General features: G+C 49.3%; 11 protein-coding genes. 8 read left to right on the top strand and 3 right to left on the bottom strand.

The features are described from left to right. Nucleotides 1-74 precede the first annotated feature (74 nt). Nucleotides 75-1,607, top strand: a complete 1,533-nt coding sequence (locus tag EA408_03910; GenBank protein ID TVR73838.1) for a DoxX family protein — start codon at nucleotides 75-77, stop codon at nucleotides 1,605-1,607. Nucleotides 1,608-1,629: 22 nt separating this feature from the next. Here EA408_03910 and EA408_03905 read toward each other — a convergent pair whose 3' ends face one another. Then, entirely contained in the window at nucleotides 1,630-2,349 is a 720-nt protein-coding gene (locus EA408_03905) for a flavodoxin reductase (GenBank protein TVR73837.1), read from the bottom strand. Nucleotides 2,350-2,533: 184 nt separating this feature from the next. Here EA408_03905 and EA408_03900 point away from each other — a divergent pair, with 184 nt between their 5' ends. Continuing rightward, nucleotides 2,534-4,834: a hypothetical protein gene (locus EA408_03900; GenBank protein ID TVR73836.1), complete on the top strand. Its 2,301-nt coding sequence runs from the start codon at nucleotides 2,534-2,536 to the stop codon at nucleotides 4,832-4,834. A gap of 39 nt (nucleotides 4,835-4,873) precedes the next feature. Here the strand turns inward: EA408_03900 and EA408_03895 are convergent, their stop codons facing one another. After that, complete coding sequence (locus EA408_03895; protein TVR73835.1) at nucleotides 4,874-7,258, bottom strand: ABC transporter permease; 2,385 nt, start codon at nucleotides 7,256-7,258, stop codon at nucleotides 4,874-4,876. Between the two features lie 333 nt (nucleotides 7,259-7,591). On the opposite strand from EA408_03895, the gene EA408_03890 reads away from it, so the two are divergent. Beyond that, nucleotides 7,592-9,007 carry a sigma-54-dependent Fis family transcriptional regulator gene (locus EA408_03890; protein ID TVR73834.1) on the top strand — a complete coding sequence of 472 codons (1,416 nt, stop codon included), beginning with the start codon at nucleotides 7,592-7,594 and terminating at the stop codon, nucleotides 9,005-9,007. 16 nt (nucleotides 9,008-9,023) lie between these two features. Further along, complete coding sequence (locus tag EA408_03885) at nucleotides 9,024-10,376, top strand: hypothetical protein (GenBank protein ID TVR73833.1); 1,353 nt, start codon at nucleotides 9,024-9,026, stop codon at nucleotides 10,374-10,376. Between the two features lie 64 nt (nucleotides 10,377-10,440). On the opposite strand, the gene EA408_03880 is transcribed toward EA408_03885, so the two are convergent. After that, on the bottom strand, nucleotides 10,441-11,196 hold the full coding sequence (locus EA408_03880; protein ID TVR73832.1) for an SDR family NAD(P)-dependent oxidoreductase: 756 nt from the start codon (nucleotides 11,194-11,196) through the stop codon (nucleotides 10,441-10,443). Nucleotides 11,197-11,327: 131 nt separating this feature from the next. Here EA408_03880 and EA408_03875 point away from each other — a divergent pair, with 131 nt between their 5' ends. The 4 genes from EA408_03875 to EA408_03860 form a co-directional block, all read left to right on the top strand. Continuing rightward, the gene (locus EA408_03875) at nucleotides 11,328-13,184 is read left to right on the top strand and encodes a DUF229 domain-containing protein (protein ID TVR73854.1); all 1,857 of its coding nucleotides are present in this window, start codon (nucleotides 11,328-11,330) and stop codon (nucleotides 13,182-13,184) included. Nucleotides 13,185-13,244: 60 nt separating this feature from the next. Continuing rightward, on the top strand, nucleotides 13,245-14,621 hold the full coding sequence (locus EA408_03870; protein ID TVR73853.1) for an alpha-L-fucosidase: 1,377 nt from the start codon (nucleotides 13,245-13,247) through the stop codon (nucleotides 14,619-14,621). Nucleotides 14,622-14,785: 164 nt separating this feature from the next. Then, the gene (locus EA408_03865) at nucleotides 14,786-16,276 is read left to right on the top strand and encodes a heparan N-sulfatase (protein TVR73831.1); all 1,491 of its coding nucleotides are present in this window, start codon (nucleotides 14,786-14,788) and stop codon (nucleotides 16,274-16,276) included. A gap of 124 nt (nucleotides 16,277-16,400) precedes the next feature. Further along, nucleotides 16,401-17,069, top strand: a 669-nt coding sequence (locus EA408_03860) for a sulfatase (protein TVR73852.1), incomplete at its 3' end; no start/stop codon positions are given.

The following is a 17,069-nucleotide window of genomic DNA, read 5'->3' as shown; positions in this document are numbered from 1 at the left end:
GTCCTGTTTTCAATATTTTCACTATAATTGTGAATAATAATGATATAATATTTTATCAATTAACACCACATCTCATGCCGGATAAAAAAACTGTTACCAGGATAATCGTAACCGCCGTGAGGATTGCCGTGGGCTGGCATTTCCTCTATGAGGGACTGATCAAGCTGTTCAACCCCGGATGGACATCATTCGGTTACCTTTCAAATACATCGGGATTTTTGTCGGGTTTCTACCACTGGCTGGCCTCAGACCCGGTAACTCTCGGAATCGTTGACACCCTTAATGTGTGGGGACTTATCCTGGTGGGCATCGCGCTGTTTACCGGACTGTTTGTGCGTGCAGCGGCCATGGGAGGATTTGCAATGCTTGCCCTTTACTATTTCGCCTATCCGCCATTCGGGCCTTCGATGCTGTGGCCCACGGAAGGACAGCTCTATATTGTCGACAGGAACTTTATCGAGGCGATGGTTATGCTCTATTTTGTTTTTGCAGCCGAAAGGGGATATGGCATTGATGCCCTGAGGAACCTGATTGCCTCAAAACTGACCCGCAATATTAAGGAGGTTTCCGGTGAAGGGACAGCTGCTGTGCAGTCCCGGCGCGAGATACTTAAAAACCTTGCTACACTGCCTTTCCTTGGTGCTCTGGGGTTTGGCACGTTCAGGCTCAGGGGCCGCTATGACATCGATGTGCTTTCAGGTGCAACAATCCAGATCGACAGGGCCTCGCTTGCCGAATTGAAAGGGCCCCTGCCAAAGGGGAAGATCGGAACGCACAAGATCAGCAGGCTTGTACTGGGCGGCAACCTGATTGGCGGCTGGGCACATGCCCGTGACCTGATATATGCCTCATCACTTTTCAGGGCGTACAATACAGAAAGAAAAGTTTATGAAACACTGGGTCTTGCAGAGAATGCCGGCATCGATTCCATCAACATCGGCGCTTCTTCGGGACCGCTGATGGCCAAATACAAGAAGATGACAGGCAGCAGGATAAAGGTCATTACCCAGGTGGCGCCAAACATGAATAACGGCGATATTTACGAAAACATTAACAGGGCCATTGACGAGGGTGCTGATATACTGCAGATACAGGGCAACTGGTGCGACTGGCTGGTACGCGACAACAGGCTTGATGTGATCGTTAAAATGATGGACAGGATAAGGGGTCAGGGATATACGGCGGGACTTGGCGCCCACAGTGATCTGGCGCTAAGGGTATGTGAGGAGAACGGAATCATTCCAGACTACTATATGGTTACCATGCACCATGATAACTACTGGTCAGCCCACCCCAGGGAGAACAGGATCGACTTTGAGGTTGACGGACAAAGGCACGCGGAACACGGCAGGTTTCACGACAACATCTTCTGCCTCTTCCCCGAAAGGGCCGCCGAATTTGTAAACCGGGCCACTGTGCCCGTAATGGGATTCAAGGTGCTTGCCGCCGGTGCAATACGGCCTGAAGACGGCTTCAGGTGGGCATTTGAGAATGGTTCAGACTTTATCTGTGTGGGTATGTTCGATTTCCAGATAGTACAGGATGTGAACATAACCATCGATGTGCTTAACAGCATGGAAAACAGGAAACGAGGCTGGTATGCATGACAACGAAGCCAGCCTGTGATTCTCAGAAAGACTCTTTGACTATTTTTCTGCTGTCCACCTTCATGGCTGCAAGGATCTCTTCCAGAGCCTTCATCATTGGCGGGGGGCCGCAAAGGTAGTAGTACCCGGAGTTGATGTCATCCCTGCCGTCACCTGACCCGGCAGCACCGCTTTTACCAGACCCGGATCCTGCAACAACTTTTTCAACCAGCTCCCTGGTAATGAAGCCGTGCTCGTACCGATCGTTCTTTTCCTCCGAAAGGACGTTCACAAAATTATCGCCCAGCATATCTTCCAGTTCGTTCTTCAGTATGATGTCCTTTTCGGTTTTGTTGGCAAAAATGAGACTGCTGCCGCCGATCTCACCCCTCTTCTTCAGATCGCGCAGTATCGACAGGAACGGGGTAATGCCCGAACCGCCCGCAATAAACAGCCCCTCACCCTTATACTCAATTGCACCGAATATGCCATTTAGTATCAGTCGCTCGCCGGGCTCCACATCGAGCAGCTTGTCGGTTGTCCCGTCATGATCGGGATAGGTCTTGATGATGAACTCGAGGTTGTCGTCTTCAGGAAGCGATGAGAATGTAAAGGGCCGGTTCTCCTCTTCCCATCCTTTCCGGTCGATCGCGATGCTGGTAGCCTGTCCTGGTTTGAATGTGAGCCCTTCGGGCTTTTCAGTCACTATCCGAAGAGTATCATGCGTCACCTTGTCTATTGATTTAATTCGTACGTATTGCATCTATATTGTTTATTTGTGATTAAACTGTGTTTATTTTCAAAGATAACAGATTAAACAGGGGTATTGTTCTATATAGGCGTAAAAATGTAAATTTACAGGTAGCTAAACCCAATTAAATCTTTATCCGATGTCAGCGCCTTTTTTAAAATCCCCCTGTTTGTCACCTGTTCAGCATCTTCTTTCCATGTTTCTGACCCTGCTCTTTCTCCATGCCTCCCTGTCCTGCAGCCGGCCGGAGCCGGTGCCGGTAGGACGGGCCGGAAAGGATGCCGGGCAGTGGTATGACGACAAGTTCTCGATGTTTATCCACTGGGGCATCTATTCGGTTCCCGGAGGCGTGTGGGATGGTGAACCGGTGTCCCGCGGCTACTCTGAGCAGATACAGGCACACGCGGGCATATACTCGGATGTATATGCAGCCCTCGCCGAAAGATTTGATCCGCAGCGGTGGGATCCCGACTCCATAGTGCTGCTTGCCAAAGCGGCCGGCATGCGGTCGGTCGTCATCACCTCGAAGCATCATGACGGCTTCTGCATGTTCCGGTCAGACCACACCGGCTATAACGTGGCTGAAGCTACCCCGTACGGCAGGGATGTGATAAAGGAGCTGGCCGAAGCCTGCGAAAGGCACGGGCTGAGATTCGGACTCTACTTTTCGCTGATCGACTGGCACTATCCCCCGGCATACCCCATATCAAGCCATAACGCCGATCCGATACCAGACGAGCACCACCGCTACAATATGAACCAGGTTCGCGAGCTTCTCACCAGGTACGGCCCCATATCGGAGCTCTGGTTCGACATGGGATCGCTCGGACCCGGGCAGAGCCGCGAGCTTCGTGACCTGGTGCATGAGTTGCAGCCGGAGACCATGGTGAGCGGCCGCCTGGGCAATGACATGGGCGACTTCACGGTATTGGGCGATAACGAGGTACCCGACTACACCCTTGACACGCCGTGGCAAACCCCGGCCTCCATGTTTCACGAAACCTGGAGCTACCGCTCATGGCAGGAGCGTGGCGACCCGGCCGTGAAAATACGTGAAAAACTGGAGGACCTGATCACGGTTGTTAGCCGGGGCGGTAATTACCTCCTCAATATCGGCCCGCGCGGCGACGGCTCGGTAGTGGAGTTTGAGAGGGAGGTGCTTCTCGGTATAGGACGGTGGCTGGAGGTAAACGGCGAAGCCATTTACGGCACCCGGCCTGCAGGGATCTACGGCTCACCCCCCTGGGGTGAGATCACCTCGGCCTGCAACAGGCTCTACCTTCACATTTTTGACCCACCCGCCAACGGCATGATCAGCCTGCAGGGGATACAGGGCCGGGTTACCGGTGCATACATGCTTGACAACCCCGCCACAGGCATCGGTAACAGCAACGCAGGCAACCGAAACAGCAACATCAGCATCGGTAATAGCGACCCCGGCAGCACCATAACCATCTCTCTCCCTGCCGGTGGGGACTTCAGCGATATTCGTGTTGCTGTACTTGAGTTTGAAGATGGCTTCACGGCTGTTCCTGAAAATACTGTCGGCCTTTACCCTTTCGGGGAAACGCAAGTCCTCGACCGCCGTAACAGTCACCAACACTTCAGTTTTTCGGGAGTGGACTACTACAGCAGCTTCAGGAGCATTGTAAGGGAATCGTGGACCTTCGACGGGGAGGCGGCAGGTACCTGGAAGCCTTATCTCTGGTACAGCAGCGCCGAAAAGGGCCGGAAGCTGGAGATTGTCACCCCGGAAGGCATAAGGCTTGTCGAACTCAGCGGCGGGGAAGAGGTCTGGCTTGACCGGGACAGTCCCCAACAGCGGAGCAGCAATACAAACGCGGGATTTACAGCCATCGAACGAGGTAATGCAACAGGAGGCGGGCCGGATGGTGACCACCCTGCGGGAATACCCTCCGGCATAAGCTTTGGCGAACAGCACGTTAACGGCCCCCATAGCATGCGTATTGACAGGATAACCGGCATGGAAGGCAATGTTGACACCGGCCGGCCCTGGCCCGGACCTGGCGGCAGGGAATGGGAGGCGTTGGTTACAGGTGAGGACGGGCTGACCAGGAAACCGGCCGGCCGGAACCACTGCTGGTACCTCTGGCAGGAGATCAGGTCTGAAGCGGAGCAGGATCTGCTGGTAAGGCTGCGGCGGACCGACGGGGTGCAGGTTTTCCTCAACGGCAGTGAAATATATCTGCACAATAACCCCGGGAAGGATGAACTTGTCGAAGATATCGTGCTGCTTCCTCTCATCGCCGGCCCCAACGAACTGCTTGTCAAGTTCTACAACAGGTTTGGCCGTACAACGGCCTTTGCGGCCGGCTATGACACCCCGCAGTTACTATACCGTAAGACGCTTGACGGGTTCAGTCTGTCAGGGCAGGCCGGACAACAGGTCAGCTGGCACCTGCATGACCCTGTATCGCTCCACTCCAACATGGCCATGCCCAACCTGAGACTTGAACTTGAATATATCGGCCGGTAACCTTCAGATCACATTGTCGCCTGATGGCTCTCTCTCCTGCTACTCATACCTGAGAAGGTTCACCGGATTCTGTGACGCAGCCCTGTAGATCTGTACAGATGTTGATATCCAGACCGTAAGTGCCGCAACAAGTCCGGCCAGCAGGAAAATCCACCAGCTCAGTGATACACGGTTTGAAAAATTGAGCAGCCAGTTGTTAAGGATATAATAAACCACGGGCGTTGAAATAAGCAATGCAATTAATACAAGGCGCATGTATTCAAGTGACCATAACCTGAATATATCAGTTGTGGTGGCGCCGTTTACTTTTCTTACACCAATTTCCTTGTTGCGGCGCCTGGCCGTAAAGACAGCCATAACCGAAAGCCCCGATATTGCAATCAGACCGGCAATTATTGTGAGCCTTATAATCATTTTGCGCATGGTCTCCTCCTCCCTGTAAAATTGTTTGACAGCCCGGTCGGGATGCACAATAATCAGCTCTCCCGATGCTGAAACTTCCTGCCATACTTCATCTATCCCTGATAAGACATCATCAAGTTTCTCCGGGTCATACCTCACGATCATCTCCCTGATATGCTGGGGACTGGCCAGGGCAATTGCCATGGGCAAAACAGGTTCATGATGCGACTGCAGGTAAAAATCATCAGAAATACCGATAATAACAGACCCTTTCAGGTCCTTGCCTATGGGATCATTTATCCGGAGCTGATTCAAGGCAGTACGGTTCAAAATTATTGCATTCTCCCTGTCGGAAGGATAATCCTCAGAAAAGGCCCTTCCCTGCGATATTTCTATACCGAATGTTTCAAAAAAATCAAAATCAACATTAATATAATGAGCAACAACCTTATTTTCCGGATCATCCGGACTCACTATCTCGTTTACCATCCGGCTGTAGGCAGGAGGAGAAGAGAAAGCCCCTGTTACCGATTCAACCCCGCGAACATGCCTGATCCCCTGCTTCAAAGGCTCGTAGACAGGCACATTGTCCGGTCTTACCACTATCTTTAGTAATTTATCGATATCATAACCGGTATCCATATTGATGAGGTACCTGAGCTGCAATACGATAACCCCCGATGCTGAAAACATCCCGATAAGAATGGCAATCTGCAGGGTAAGCAGGATCCTGGCAATTCCAAATCTCTGTTGCCGGCTCCCTGAAAACTTTCCTGATATCAATTCAACCGGTCCGGTGGCCGAGAAACGTGACCCGCCAATTATACCGGTTATCAGGGCAATTGACACGGTCAAAAAAGCGAAAGCCATGACATACCTGTAACTCCCCAGGGTATGGTAATAGAGATTATTTCTGAAAAATTCATTAATCTGGGGTAAAAGCAGCTCGATAAGCATTACAGCCAGCAGAAATGAGGCTGCCGATATTAATACTGATTCTATCACAGACATCCTGATAACATCCCGTTTGGATGCACCGATCACTTTCCTGATCCCGATTTCGCGTGTACGTGAGCTGAAACGAGCCAGAAGAAAAAGAATACTGTTGGTAACCGCTATGAACAAAATCAGCGCTGCAATTCCGGCAATAAGGAAGATTGCCGAGCTGTTGCCTGTTTTGTAACCCAGGTTATGGATATGATCCGATCCCAGGTAAAAATCTTTCATAGCATGCAATTTATATGTCACCGGGGTCAGGTCATCATCTTCAGGCACAAACCTGTTAAGTATTTTCTCAATATCATCCGGATCCGCATCTTCATTCAGAAGAACCAGCAGGTTCATGAACCGGGCTTCCCAGTTGGTCTCCAGGCCAGTCCGGAAAGTACCGGGAAAATTGACACCGAGCCAGTCCTCGTGACATATGATATCAAACCTGAAGGTAGACAGTTCGGGCCAGTCCTCAAACACGCCGGCTACAACAAAAAGTTCCTCGCGATTATTTATCATGGCAGATACCTGCAGGCCCACAGGATTATCAGTGCCGGGGAAGAACATAGAAGCAGCCGATCTGCTCAATATGAGCTCATCAGGGTTCAGAAGCATATTGCTCTCGTCTCCATGTAAAAAGTCAAATGTCAGGATATCAAATATCTCCCTGCTGGCATATTGCGCACGTAACCTTGACGAAACCGGTTGCCTGTCTTTATCAAGAACAACAAAATCTCTCATAAATCCTTTAATGGCAGCCTTCTTAATCTGGGGTATCTCACTTGCTGCTTTTGAGTAGATTATATAGGGCGCACCTGCAAAATCCAGGGTTAGTGATTCATTGAAATGAATTACCCGGTATATACGGTCTCTGTTTTCATGAAAACGGTCATACGAAAGTTCGTTGAAAATGAAAATCATGGCCGTGAATGAACATGCGAAAGCAATCGTCAGCCCGAACAAAGTTATGGCGGGAAACCATGGCCCCCGGGCCAGGTTTCTCAATGTGTTTAATAATAAATGCTTATACATAGCCGGTTTTTAATAGGATTCCAAAAACAATGTCCATGACCCCTGCTTGCAGGATTAAAGGCATCTTCCATGTTGCCTTTGTACCATTTGTACGTGCAAAGTACAAATACCATTTTCAAACTGCAATTTCAATAATACAGGGCCTAAAATCAATAGTATTCAGGCAGATTTAGTGCCATTTTTGTATAGCGCTGTCCTTTTGAGCATTAGGTCACAATACCTGATATTTGCTGTTGGATTTTCCTACACCGGTGTATCAAAAGACAACAATTAGGCCTATTTTTACAATACAATGGTCTCCGGTAAATATCTGTAAATAAATATACCTCGTACATGGAAAATTATCCTGCCAAAAAAACGGGTCACAGATCAGCATCCCTGCTTCTGGTCGATGATAACGCAGAATTGCTGTCGGGGCTGAAATTGTTTCTTAATCCGTGGTTCGACAGTATAGATGTAATCCGTAATCCCAATCTTATTCCATCAAGGATCCAAAGCTCCCGGTATGATGTAATATTGCTGGACATGAATTTTACGGCCGAAATTACATCTGGCAACGAGGGAATATACTGGCTGAGACAGATTGTTGAATCAGATCCCGATGCAGTTGTCGTAATGATTACCGCCTACGGTGATATTGAACTGGCCGTGAAGGCTGTAAAAGAAGGAGCTGCAGATTTCATAAGCAAATCGTGGGATGAGGAGAAAATCCTCTCAACCCTGATCAGTGCGCTAAAGCTAAGTCATTCCAAAAAAGAGATCAAGAAACTCAAAACACAGCAAAAACACCTTTCTGTTCAGGAAGATCAAGGGCATTCTATTTTTAACAGCAGGGCCCGGTCAATGACAGGTATCCTGAGATGTATTGAAAAAACTGCTCCTACTGATGCCAACATCCTCATACTTGGTGAAAATGGGACGGGAAAAGAGATTGTTGCAAGAGAAATACACAGATTATCAAATCGTTCGGACAATATATTCGTCCATCTTGACCTTGGTTCACTAAGTGACCCACTCTTTGAAAGCGAACTGTTTGGTTATAAAAAAGGTGCTTTTACAGATGCAAAGGAGGACAAACCGGGTAGAATTGAAATTGCATCGGGCGGAACCCTGTTACTTGATGAGATCGGCAACCTGCCCTTACACCTGCAGACCAAGTTGCTTTCAGTTATCCAGAACCAGGAGATAGTCCCGCTAGGAGGCACCCGCCCGGTCGGGGTTGATGTCAGACTGATCTCAGCGACGAACAGTCCCCTTGAAACAATGATTAAAGAAGGAAGCTTCAGGGAAGACCTCTACTTCAGGATCAATACAATCCAGATAGAGGTTCCGCCCCTGAGGGAGAGAAAAGAGGATATCGGCGGACTGGCAAATTATTTTCTGAAAAGGTTTTCAGCACGGTATAAAACAGATGTCCCGGCTCTCTCTGAAAAAGCTGCAGAAAAGCTTTTATCATACAACTGGCCCGGCAATATCAGGGAGTTAATGCACACGATTGAAAAGGCGGTTATTCTGGCAGAAGACAAAATTCTGAAACCGGATGACTTCACCCTCAATGACAAAGTTAAAAAGCACGGCCGCATTCCCGGCTCATTCAATCTAAGCGAAAATGAAAAACATCTGATTGAATCGGCAATTGAAACTTTTGATGGAAACATGAGCCGGGTTGCCAGGGAACTGGGAATAAACCGGTCTACCCTGTATGAAAAAATAAAAAAATACAACACTCCGGTGCCGGGTAATAACTAATTCAAAAGCACAAATAATGATAAAATCAGGATATTTCAGCATTATGCTGATAAGCCAGGCTGTTCTGCTGGCAATCACCCCGGTGATATTCGCCATTACAATGGGCAATGAAAACCTTGTTATTACCAGGCTGAATATTATAATAATATGGACCTTCCAGGTTGGATACCTGATCTATTACATGCACAAGCCAACCCGTGAACTGTCCGCTCTATTGAAATCATTCAGTGGCATCACAACTTTATCTGCACCCCCTGAAAGCAAAAAAGAGATCTTCGGCATCCAGGCTGGGAAAGAACTGAAGCGGATCACAGAGTCAATAAGCAGCCTGAGAATCCAGAAAGAGAAAGAATACCAGCTTTACCATAAGTGCATTGAAAATGCTCTTACGGGATTACTGGCCATTGATGAGTCCGGGAAAATCCTTGCTTCCAATAAAGCTTTCTCCTCAATACTTGGAAAAGACAAGATCGAATCACTGGATAAATTAAATGACCTGAAAGAGGGATTGGGTGATTTTATAAGTTCCGTCAATGCAGAGACCAGGAAAATGATCACAGTGGTCAATAATGGAAAAATCCTGAAAATATATATAAGCATTAGTGTTTTCCGGCAGGACGGCAGGATAATACGTATACTCGCAATAGAGGATATCAGCAATGAAATGGCAATCCAGCAGGTTGAAACCATGCAGCGCTTTGTCAGGATGATGAGTCACGAGATTTTGAACTCTGTAACCCCTATCAATCTGATGGCAGCCGGACTTATAATGAGGCACCGTGAAGGTTCTCGGTGCAGCGAATGCGGGAGCATAAAAGGGTTACACGACAATGAAGCACTGGATATTCTTGATGCCGTAAAAAAAAGAAGCAAAGGATTGGCTGCATTTGTCGAAAGTTTCAAAAAAACATATAACATTCCTGAACCCGTATTACAGGAAACAGATATTGATGATATCTTCAAGCATATAGGTTACCTTTTCAGAGAGCAGTTAAACAAACAGGAAATCAGGCTTGAAATCACGCGCGACAACAAGATCCAAAGTGTGATCGCCGACAGGAAACTGGTCGAACAGGTGCTTATCAACCTTGTTCTCAACTCCTGTGAAGCTTTAAAACCGGTTGAATCTCCCGTCATAAATCTATCTGCATACAGCAGCAACGGCAGGCAGGTAATAGAAGTCCGGGACAACGGTCACGGGATGGACACAGCTACGCTGGAAAAACTAGCATTACCCTTTTTCACCACAAGAGAAAAGGGAACGGGATCGGGACTCTTTTTCTCCCGGCAGGTAATGCGGCTTCACAATGGCGATCTGATAATCATTTCAGAAAAAGACCGGGGAACAACCGTCAGGCTGATGTTTTGACGGTCACTCCCTGTGAACCATCAAGGCCGTTGCCGGTGCCGTAACAGAAAAGAAACGCCGGTAATCAATCCCTGTGAACTGTCATCGCCGCCGCCTGAGCGGCCGGCATGATAAGAAGGTCATGTATGCTTACATGCGGCGGGCGGTTGATCATAAAAAGGACAGCCTCAGCAACATCCCTGCCTGTGAGCGGCTTCATTCCCATGTATGGCTGCTTAGCCCTTTCACTGTCGCCCTTGAACCTTACCAGCGAAAACTCCGTCTCTACAAGTCCGGGAGAAACGGTAGACACCTTTATCCCGTGCTTCAGCATGTCAATCCGCATTCCGCGCGAAAGCGCCTCAACGGCATGCTTGGTAGCCGAATAGACATTGCCCCTCTCATACATCTCCCTGCCGGCTATGCTGCCTACATTGACTATTTGCCCGGAGCCCCGGGCTATCATTCCAGGCGCCACCTTCCTTGTCATGTATAGCAGCCCCTTAAGGTTGGTATCGATCATCTGTTCCCAATCATCGCTATCTGCTTCATGAAAATAGTCCATACCGGCTGCCAGACCGGCATTATTGACAAGAACCCCTATATCCTCCCATCGTGAAGGCAGGTGATCAATGGCGTTTTCAACCTCACTGCGGTTACGGATGTCAAAACAGAGAGTATGTACATCGGTCAGCTTTCCAAGCCGGACTTTCAGCTCTTTAAGCCTCTCCTCCCTCCTGCCGGTAATAATGAGGCGGTATCCGTTCTCTGCGAGCAACAGGGCGGTGGCCTCACCAATTCCAGCTGTCGCACCGGTTATCAATACTATTTCCTTATCCATATTGAAAAGAGTTTAAATTAAATTGATTCTTTCCATAAAAAGCTTGTTATTTATGATGATAAAACTAGTGGATTTTTTTAAACCTCCCATTCACAATGAACAGATTATTTGTAATTCCTGTTGCACTGGGAATGATCTCATGCACCGGCGGCAAAAAAGATCTCCCCCCTCCCAACATATTGTGGATCACGCATGAGGACCTGAGCCCTATTTACGGCTGCTATGGCGATGATTATGCCCGTACCCCGAATATCGATCATCTCGCCGAGTCAGGTTACCGGTTCACAAACGCATTTTCAAATGCACCCATAAGCGCCCCTGCACGCTCCACCCTGATCACCGGAATGTATGCCACCTCACTCGGAACACAGCACCTGAGGTCTGAAATACCGGTCCCGCCCGGCATGAAGATCCTGCCTGAAGTTCTAAGGGAGGCAGGATACTACACCACAAACAATGTAAAAACCGATTACAACTTTGATCATTCAGGAAGATGGGATGAGAGCAGCAATGAGGCCCACTGGAGAAACGGCCCGGAAGGAAACCCTTTCTTCAGTGTGTTCAACTTCATGATAACCCATGAGGGCCCTATCAATGCATTGCGAAGCTCCGACACCGAATCGCTTGATGTTCTGAGTGACCCTGACAAGGCGGAGCTCCCCCCATACCTGCCCGATAGCCCCAAAATGAGAGAAATATGGGCCCATATGTATGACCTTCTGGCGGTATTTGACCAGGGCGTGGGTGAACTGCTCGATCAGCTGAAGGAAGACGGACTTTACGAAAACACGATTGTTTTTGTGTTTTCAGATCACGGGCACGGACTTCCCGGGCACAAGCGATGGCTCAACAACGCGGGACTGCAGGTGCCGTTTGTCCTTCACGTTCCCGATAAATACAAACATCTGGCCGAAAACCTTACCGCACCCGTAACTGACCGGATGGTAGGCTTTGTCGATTTTGCACCCACTGTCATCACTCTGGCAGGCGCCGAAGTTCCCGAAATAATGGAAGGAAGAAATTTCCTGGGCGCAGGCACCGAACCGAAGGAATATATTTACGGTTACAGGGACAGGGCGGACGACTGCTACGAGGTTTCCCGCTCGGTTTATGACGGCAGGTACCTTTATGTAAGACATTTTATGCCGCAGCTGCCCTATTTCCAGCAGGCAGTAATATTCGGCCCGCAGAAAGAAGGCAGCTATGAGGAGATCCACCGGCTGCGGAACCTGGGACTGCTGCCGGAAGGAACCCGTCGGATGTTTGAAAGAAAACCCGCGGAGGAGCTGTTCGACCTTCAAAACGACCGCTGGGAAGAGAACAATTTAATAGATGATCCCGGACTGGAGGAACTGGTTGGCCACCTTCGCGGAAAACTAAATACATGGATGCTGGATTATCATGATACCGGACTGATGACCGAAGGGGAGATGATGATCAGGGCATATGAAAACAATACCAGCGTCTATGAAATGGCAAGGGAATACTCCCGCGGTGACATGCAGAAAATACTGGAAGCAGCCCAAATGGTGGGCAAAGCAGATGACCCTGCCGGACTTGAGTCTTTTTTTACAGCCGGCGACAGCTTCGTCCGTTTCTGGGCGCTTGTTGCCCTTGATGCTTTTGAGGGAGATATATCTTCAGTTGATCACCTCCTGGAAGACCTGCTGCATGATCCTTCACCCGATGTGGCCGTTAAAGCGGCGGAGATCTCAATAAAGAGGTACGGCAGTAAGGAAGCCTACCGTGTACTCGAAGAGGTTCTCGGCCATGAATATGAGCCGGTGGTACTGCAGGCGGCCATAAGCGTGAGGCAGCTTGAAGAAAAGGCAGAACCGCTCTTGCCTGCCATAGAAAACAGGATAATGCCTAAATACTCGGGAAATGTATGGGGAAGGTACCGGACCTGGAGCTACCCGATGTTCATCGGGATGGCGCTGGATCAGGCCATGATCAATTGCGGTATAGATGTGGAGGTTCAGCGCTGAACCGGCTCATGGCTCCACATGATCAATAACACTAAAAACCAACCCATTAAATATTACATCATGTTCAAAAAAACTACATTACTACTTATTATTCTGGCGCTGGCCTGCCAGAAAGCTGTTTCCCAGAATATCATCTGGGATGAAACCCCTGAACAGAGAAAAGAGCGAATGCAATGGTGGACAAACGACCGGTTCGGCATGTTCATCCACTGGGGAATATATGCTTTGCCTGCAAGACACGAATGGGTCAAGCAACGGGAAAGGTTGACAAATGAAGATTACCAGAAGTATTTCGACAATTTCAATCCCGATCTTTACGATCCTGCCGAATGGGCAAGAATGGCAAAGGATGCCGGAATGAAATATGTAGTACTGACAGCCAAGCACCATGACGGATTCTGCCTTTTCGAGTCCGATTACACCGATTACCATGCCGGCAACACCCCTTACGGCAAAGACCTGATAAGGGAGTATGTCGATGCATTCAGGGCCGAAGGGATGGGTGTGGGTTTTTATTATTCGCTGATTGACTGGCATCACCCTCATTTTACGATCGACAGGGTCCATCCGCAACGCACCACCTCAGCAGAGGAGTATGAAAGAATGAACAGGGGGCGGGATATGGCTATTTACAGGGAATATATGAAAAACCAGGTTCGCGAACTATTAACCAATTACGGAAAAATAGACATCATCTGGCTCGACTTCTCATATCCCGGCGAATTCGGGAAAGGCCGCGAGGAGTGGGGCTCGGTAGAGCTGCTAAAGATGGTACGGGAGCTCCAGCCGCACATACTTGTCAACAACCGCCTGGACCTGATGGAATACAGGGACGGCTGGGATTTTGTCACCCCCGAACAGTTCAAGGTGCAGAGCTGGCCCGAGATAGACGGCGAGAAGATCCCCTGGGAGACATGCCAGACCTTCTCCGGGAGCTGGGGCTACTACCGTGATGAACATACATGGAAAGACAACAAACAATTGCTTGTGCTGCTGATCGAAAGCGTGAGCAAGGGGGGCAACGTGCTCCTTAATGTTGGGCCGACGGCGCGGGGAACGATCGACTACCGTGCAGAAGAGGCGCTTGCAAAAATGGGAGAATGGATGAAGTACAACAGCCGCTCGATATACGGCTGCACCCAGGCTCCTGAAGAGTTTGAGGTGCCCGAGCATTCGCTGCTTACCTATAACCCTGAAACCAACAGGCTTTATGTACACCTTATAGACTATCCGATCACCAATTTCCTGCTGCCGGGAATGAAGGGCAGGGTCAGATACGCCCAATTCCTGCATGATGCATCGGAGGTATTGATGACAGAGCCTTACGGCCACCAGAGAGTGGGCGATATTGCCACCGAAGCGGACCTTAACCTTCGCCTTCCGGTAAACAAACCGAATGTTGAGATCCCGGTCATCGAACTGTTTTTGTACGATTAAATGCCGGCCGGCTCTCAGGCTGCCCGGAAAAATCTATCCCTGTTCCCGGGCCGTTTCTTATGACATAATTACCCTTACGGGGAATAAAACGCACAGGATCCGGGTTAGAAGTCCCGGCCAACAAAAAAAATTACATAAAATCCGCCTTCAGCAGTCAAAAAAACATGAGCCTACTAAAAAACAACCTTGTACAGATCCTTCCGCTTTCCATTCTCGCCGCCTCCTGTTCAACTTCGGAGGAGGCACCGGCCGATCTCCGGCCCAACATCGTTATGATCGTATCAGACGATCACGGCACCGATGATCTCGGTTGCTACGGAAATACTGCCATCAAAACTCCGAATCTTGATGCCCTTGCCGCTGAAGGAATAAGGTTTACAAATGCCTACTGCACCTCGGCATCATGCAGTGCAAGCCGGTCGGTCATACTTACGGGGCTCTATAATCATGCCACCGGTCAGTACGGCCACGAACACTCTTTTCACCATTTCAGCACATTTGAAAACGTTAGGAGCCTCCCCGTTATCCTGGCAGATAACGGATATCGGACCGGTAGGGTGGGAAAGTACCACATTGCCCCTGAATCGGTTTATTTTTTCGAAGATGTCATTCCCGGGAACCAGCGCAATCCACACGAGATGGCGGTAAACAGCCGGGAATTCCTTAGCGGAAACCGGGATAAACCTTTTTTCCTGTATTTCTGCACCAGCGACCCCCACAGGGGCGGCGGCGTGGTTGAGGATGATCCTTACAGGCCCGACAGGTTCGGGAACAGGGATCAGGGCTACGAAGGTATAACCGAGACCTTTTTCACCCCTGATGAAGTGGAAGTTCCCTGGTACCTGCCCGATACCCCGGCAACCCGGGCAGAGCTGGCACAGTATTACCAGTCCGTCGCCCGCATGGACCAGGGCATAGGAACACTGTTTGATATCCTTAAGGAAGAAGGGTTATGGGATAATACGGTAGTGATGTATTTTTCAGATAACGGGATTGCCTTTCACGGGGCCAAGACCAACCTGTATGATCCAGCCATGCGGCTGCCGTTCATTGTTAAGATGCCTGATGGCAAGAATGGCGGACGGGTGACAGATGCCATGGTAACCTGGGCCGATCTTACACCAACGATCCTCGATATGGCAGGGGCGCTTGAAAATGAGCTGGAATACAGACAGAACCTGCCCCGGGAACCGTCATGGGCCGTACCTGCACACCATGATGATTTCCATGGCAGAACCTTCCTGCCGGTGCTCAATGACCCTGATACCGAAGGATATGATGAGATATTTGCCTCACATACATTTCATGAAATAACCATGTACTACCCGATGAGGGTTGTCGAAAACAGGGAGTTCAAGCTGATATGGAATATTGCAAGCGGACTCTCCTACCCTCATGCCAGTGACCTTTGGGAATCATCAACATGGCGATACATAATTGATTCTGGTGCTGAAAACTACGGCCCCCGGCCTGTAGCCAATTACCTTGAGCGGCCCCCGTTTGAGCTCTTCAATATGTCTGATGATCCCCACGAAACGATTAACCTGGCCTTTAACCCGGCCTATGCCGCAATTCTGGAAGAGATGAAGGAAAGAATAAAATATTACCAGGAGAGGACGGGCGACCCCTGGATAAACAAATGGATCCATGAATAGCAAAACTCCGGAGATCGACAAAACCAATTAAACCCCTTTACGAATTTAATTCACCACCATGCTGATAAAAAACAAACAAGCATCTGCCCTTGCAAAGTCCATCGGATTTTGCTCCGTTGGTATTATGGCGGCCTGCGGTAACCAACACGAAGAACCACTCCGCCCCAACATTATCTTTATAATGAGCGACGATCATGCCTGGCAGGCAGTAAGTGCATATAATGAAAGACTCCAGTATGTTGCCCCGACACCTAACATTGATCGTATAGCACAGGATGGGATGCGTTTTGACCGCTGCCTTGTTACCAACTCCATTTGCGGTCCTTCCCGTGCTGCCATACTTACCGGCAAGTACAGCCACCTCAACGGCATGGTCGGCAATGTATATAGGTCGGGAGATTTCGACGGAAGTCAGCAGACATTCCCGAAGCTTCTCCGGGATGTTGGTTATCAGACTGCCATGATAGGCAAGTGGCATCTTGGTTCAGAACCGACAGGGTTCGACCACTGGGATATACTTCCCGGCCAGGGGCATTATTACAATCCCACCTTCATTAACAAGGAGGGCCGCTATGATGTACATGGTTATGTAAGCGATATCATAACCGACAAAACCATTGAATGGCTTAAGGGCCAGGTGAATAACCCCGGGCCCTTTATGGTTATGATGCACCACAAGGCACCTCACCGTGAGTGGGAACCGGGTCCGAAATATCTCAACCGTTTCCAGGGTGTTGATTTTCCCGAGCCTTTCAATCTTTTTGACGACTATTCGGGAATGGGTGCTGCGGCC

Source organism: Marinilabiliales bacterium (assembly GCA_007695015.1).
In the GTDB taxonomy this organism is placed as follows: domain Bacteria; phylum Bacteroidota; class Bacteroidia; order Bacteroidales; family PUMT01; genus PXAP01.
This window is presented reverse-complemented; position numbering and strand designations above follow the sequence as displayed.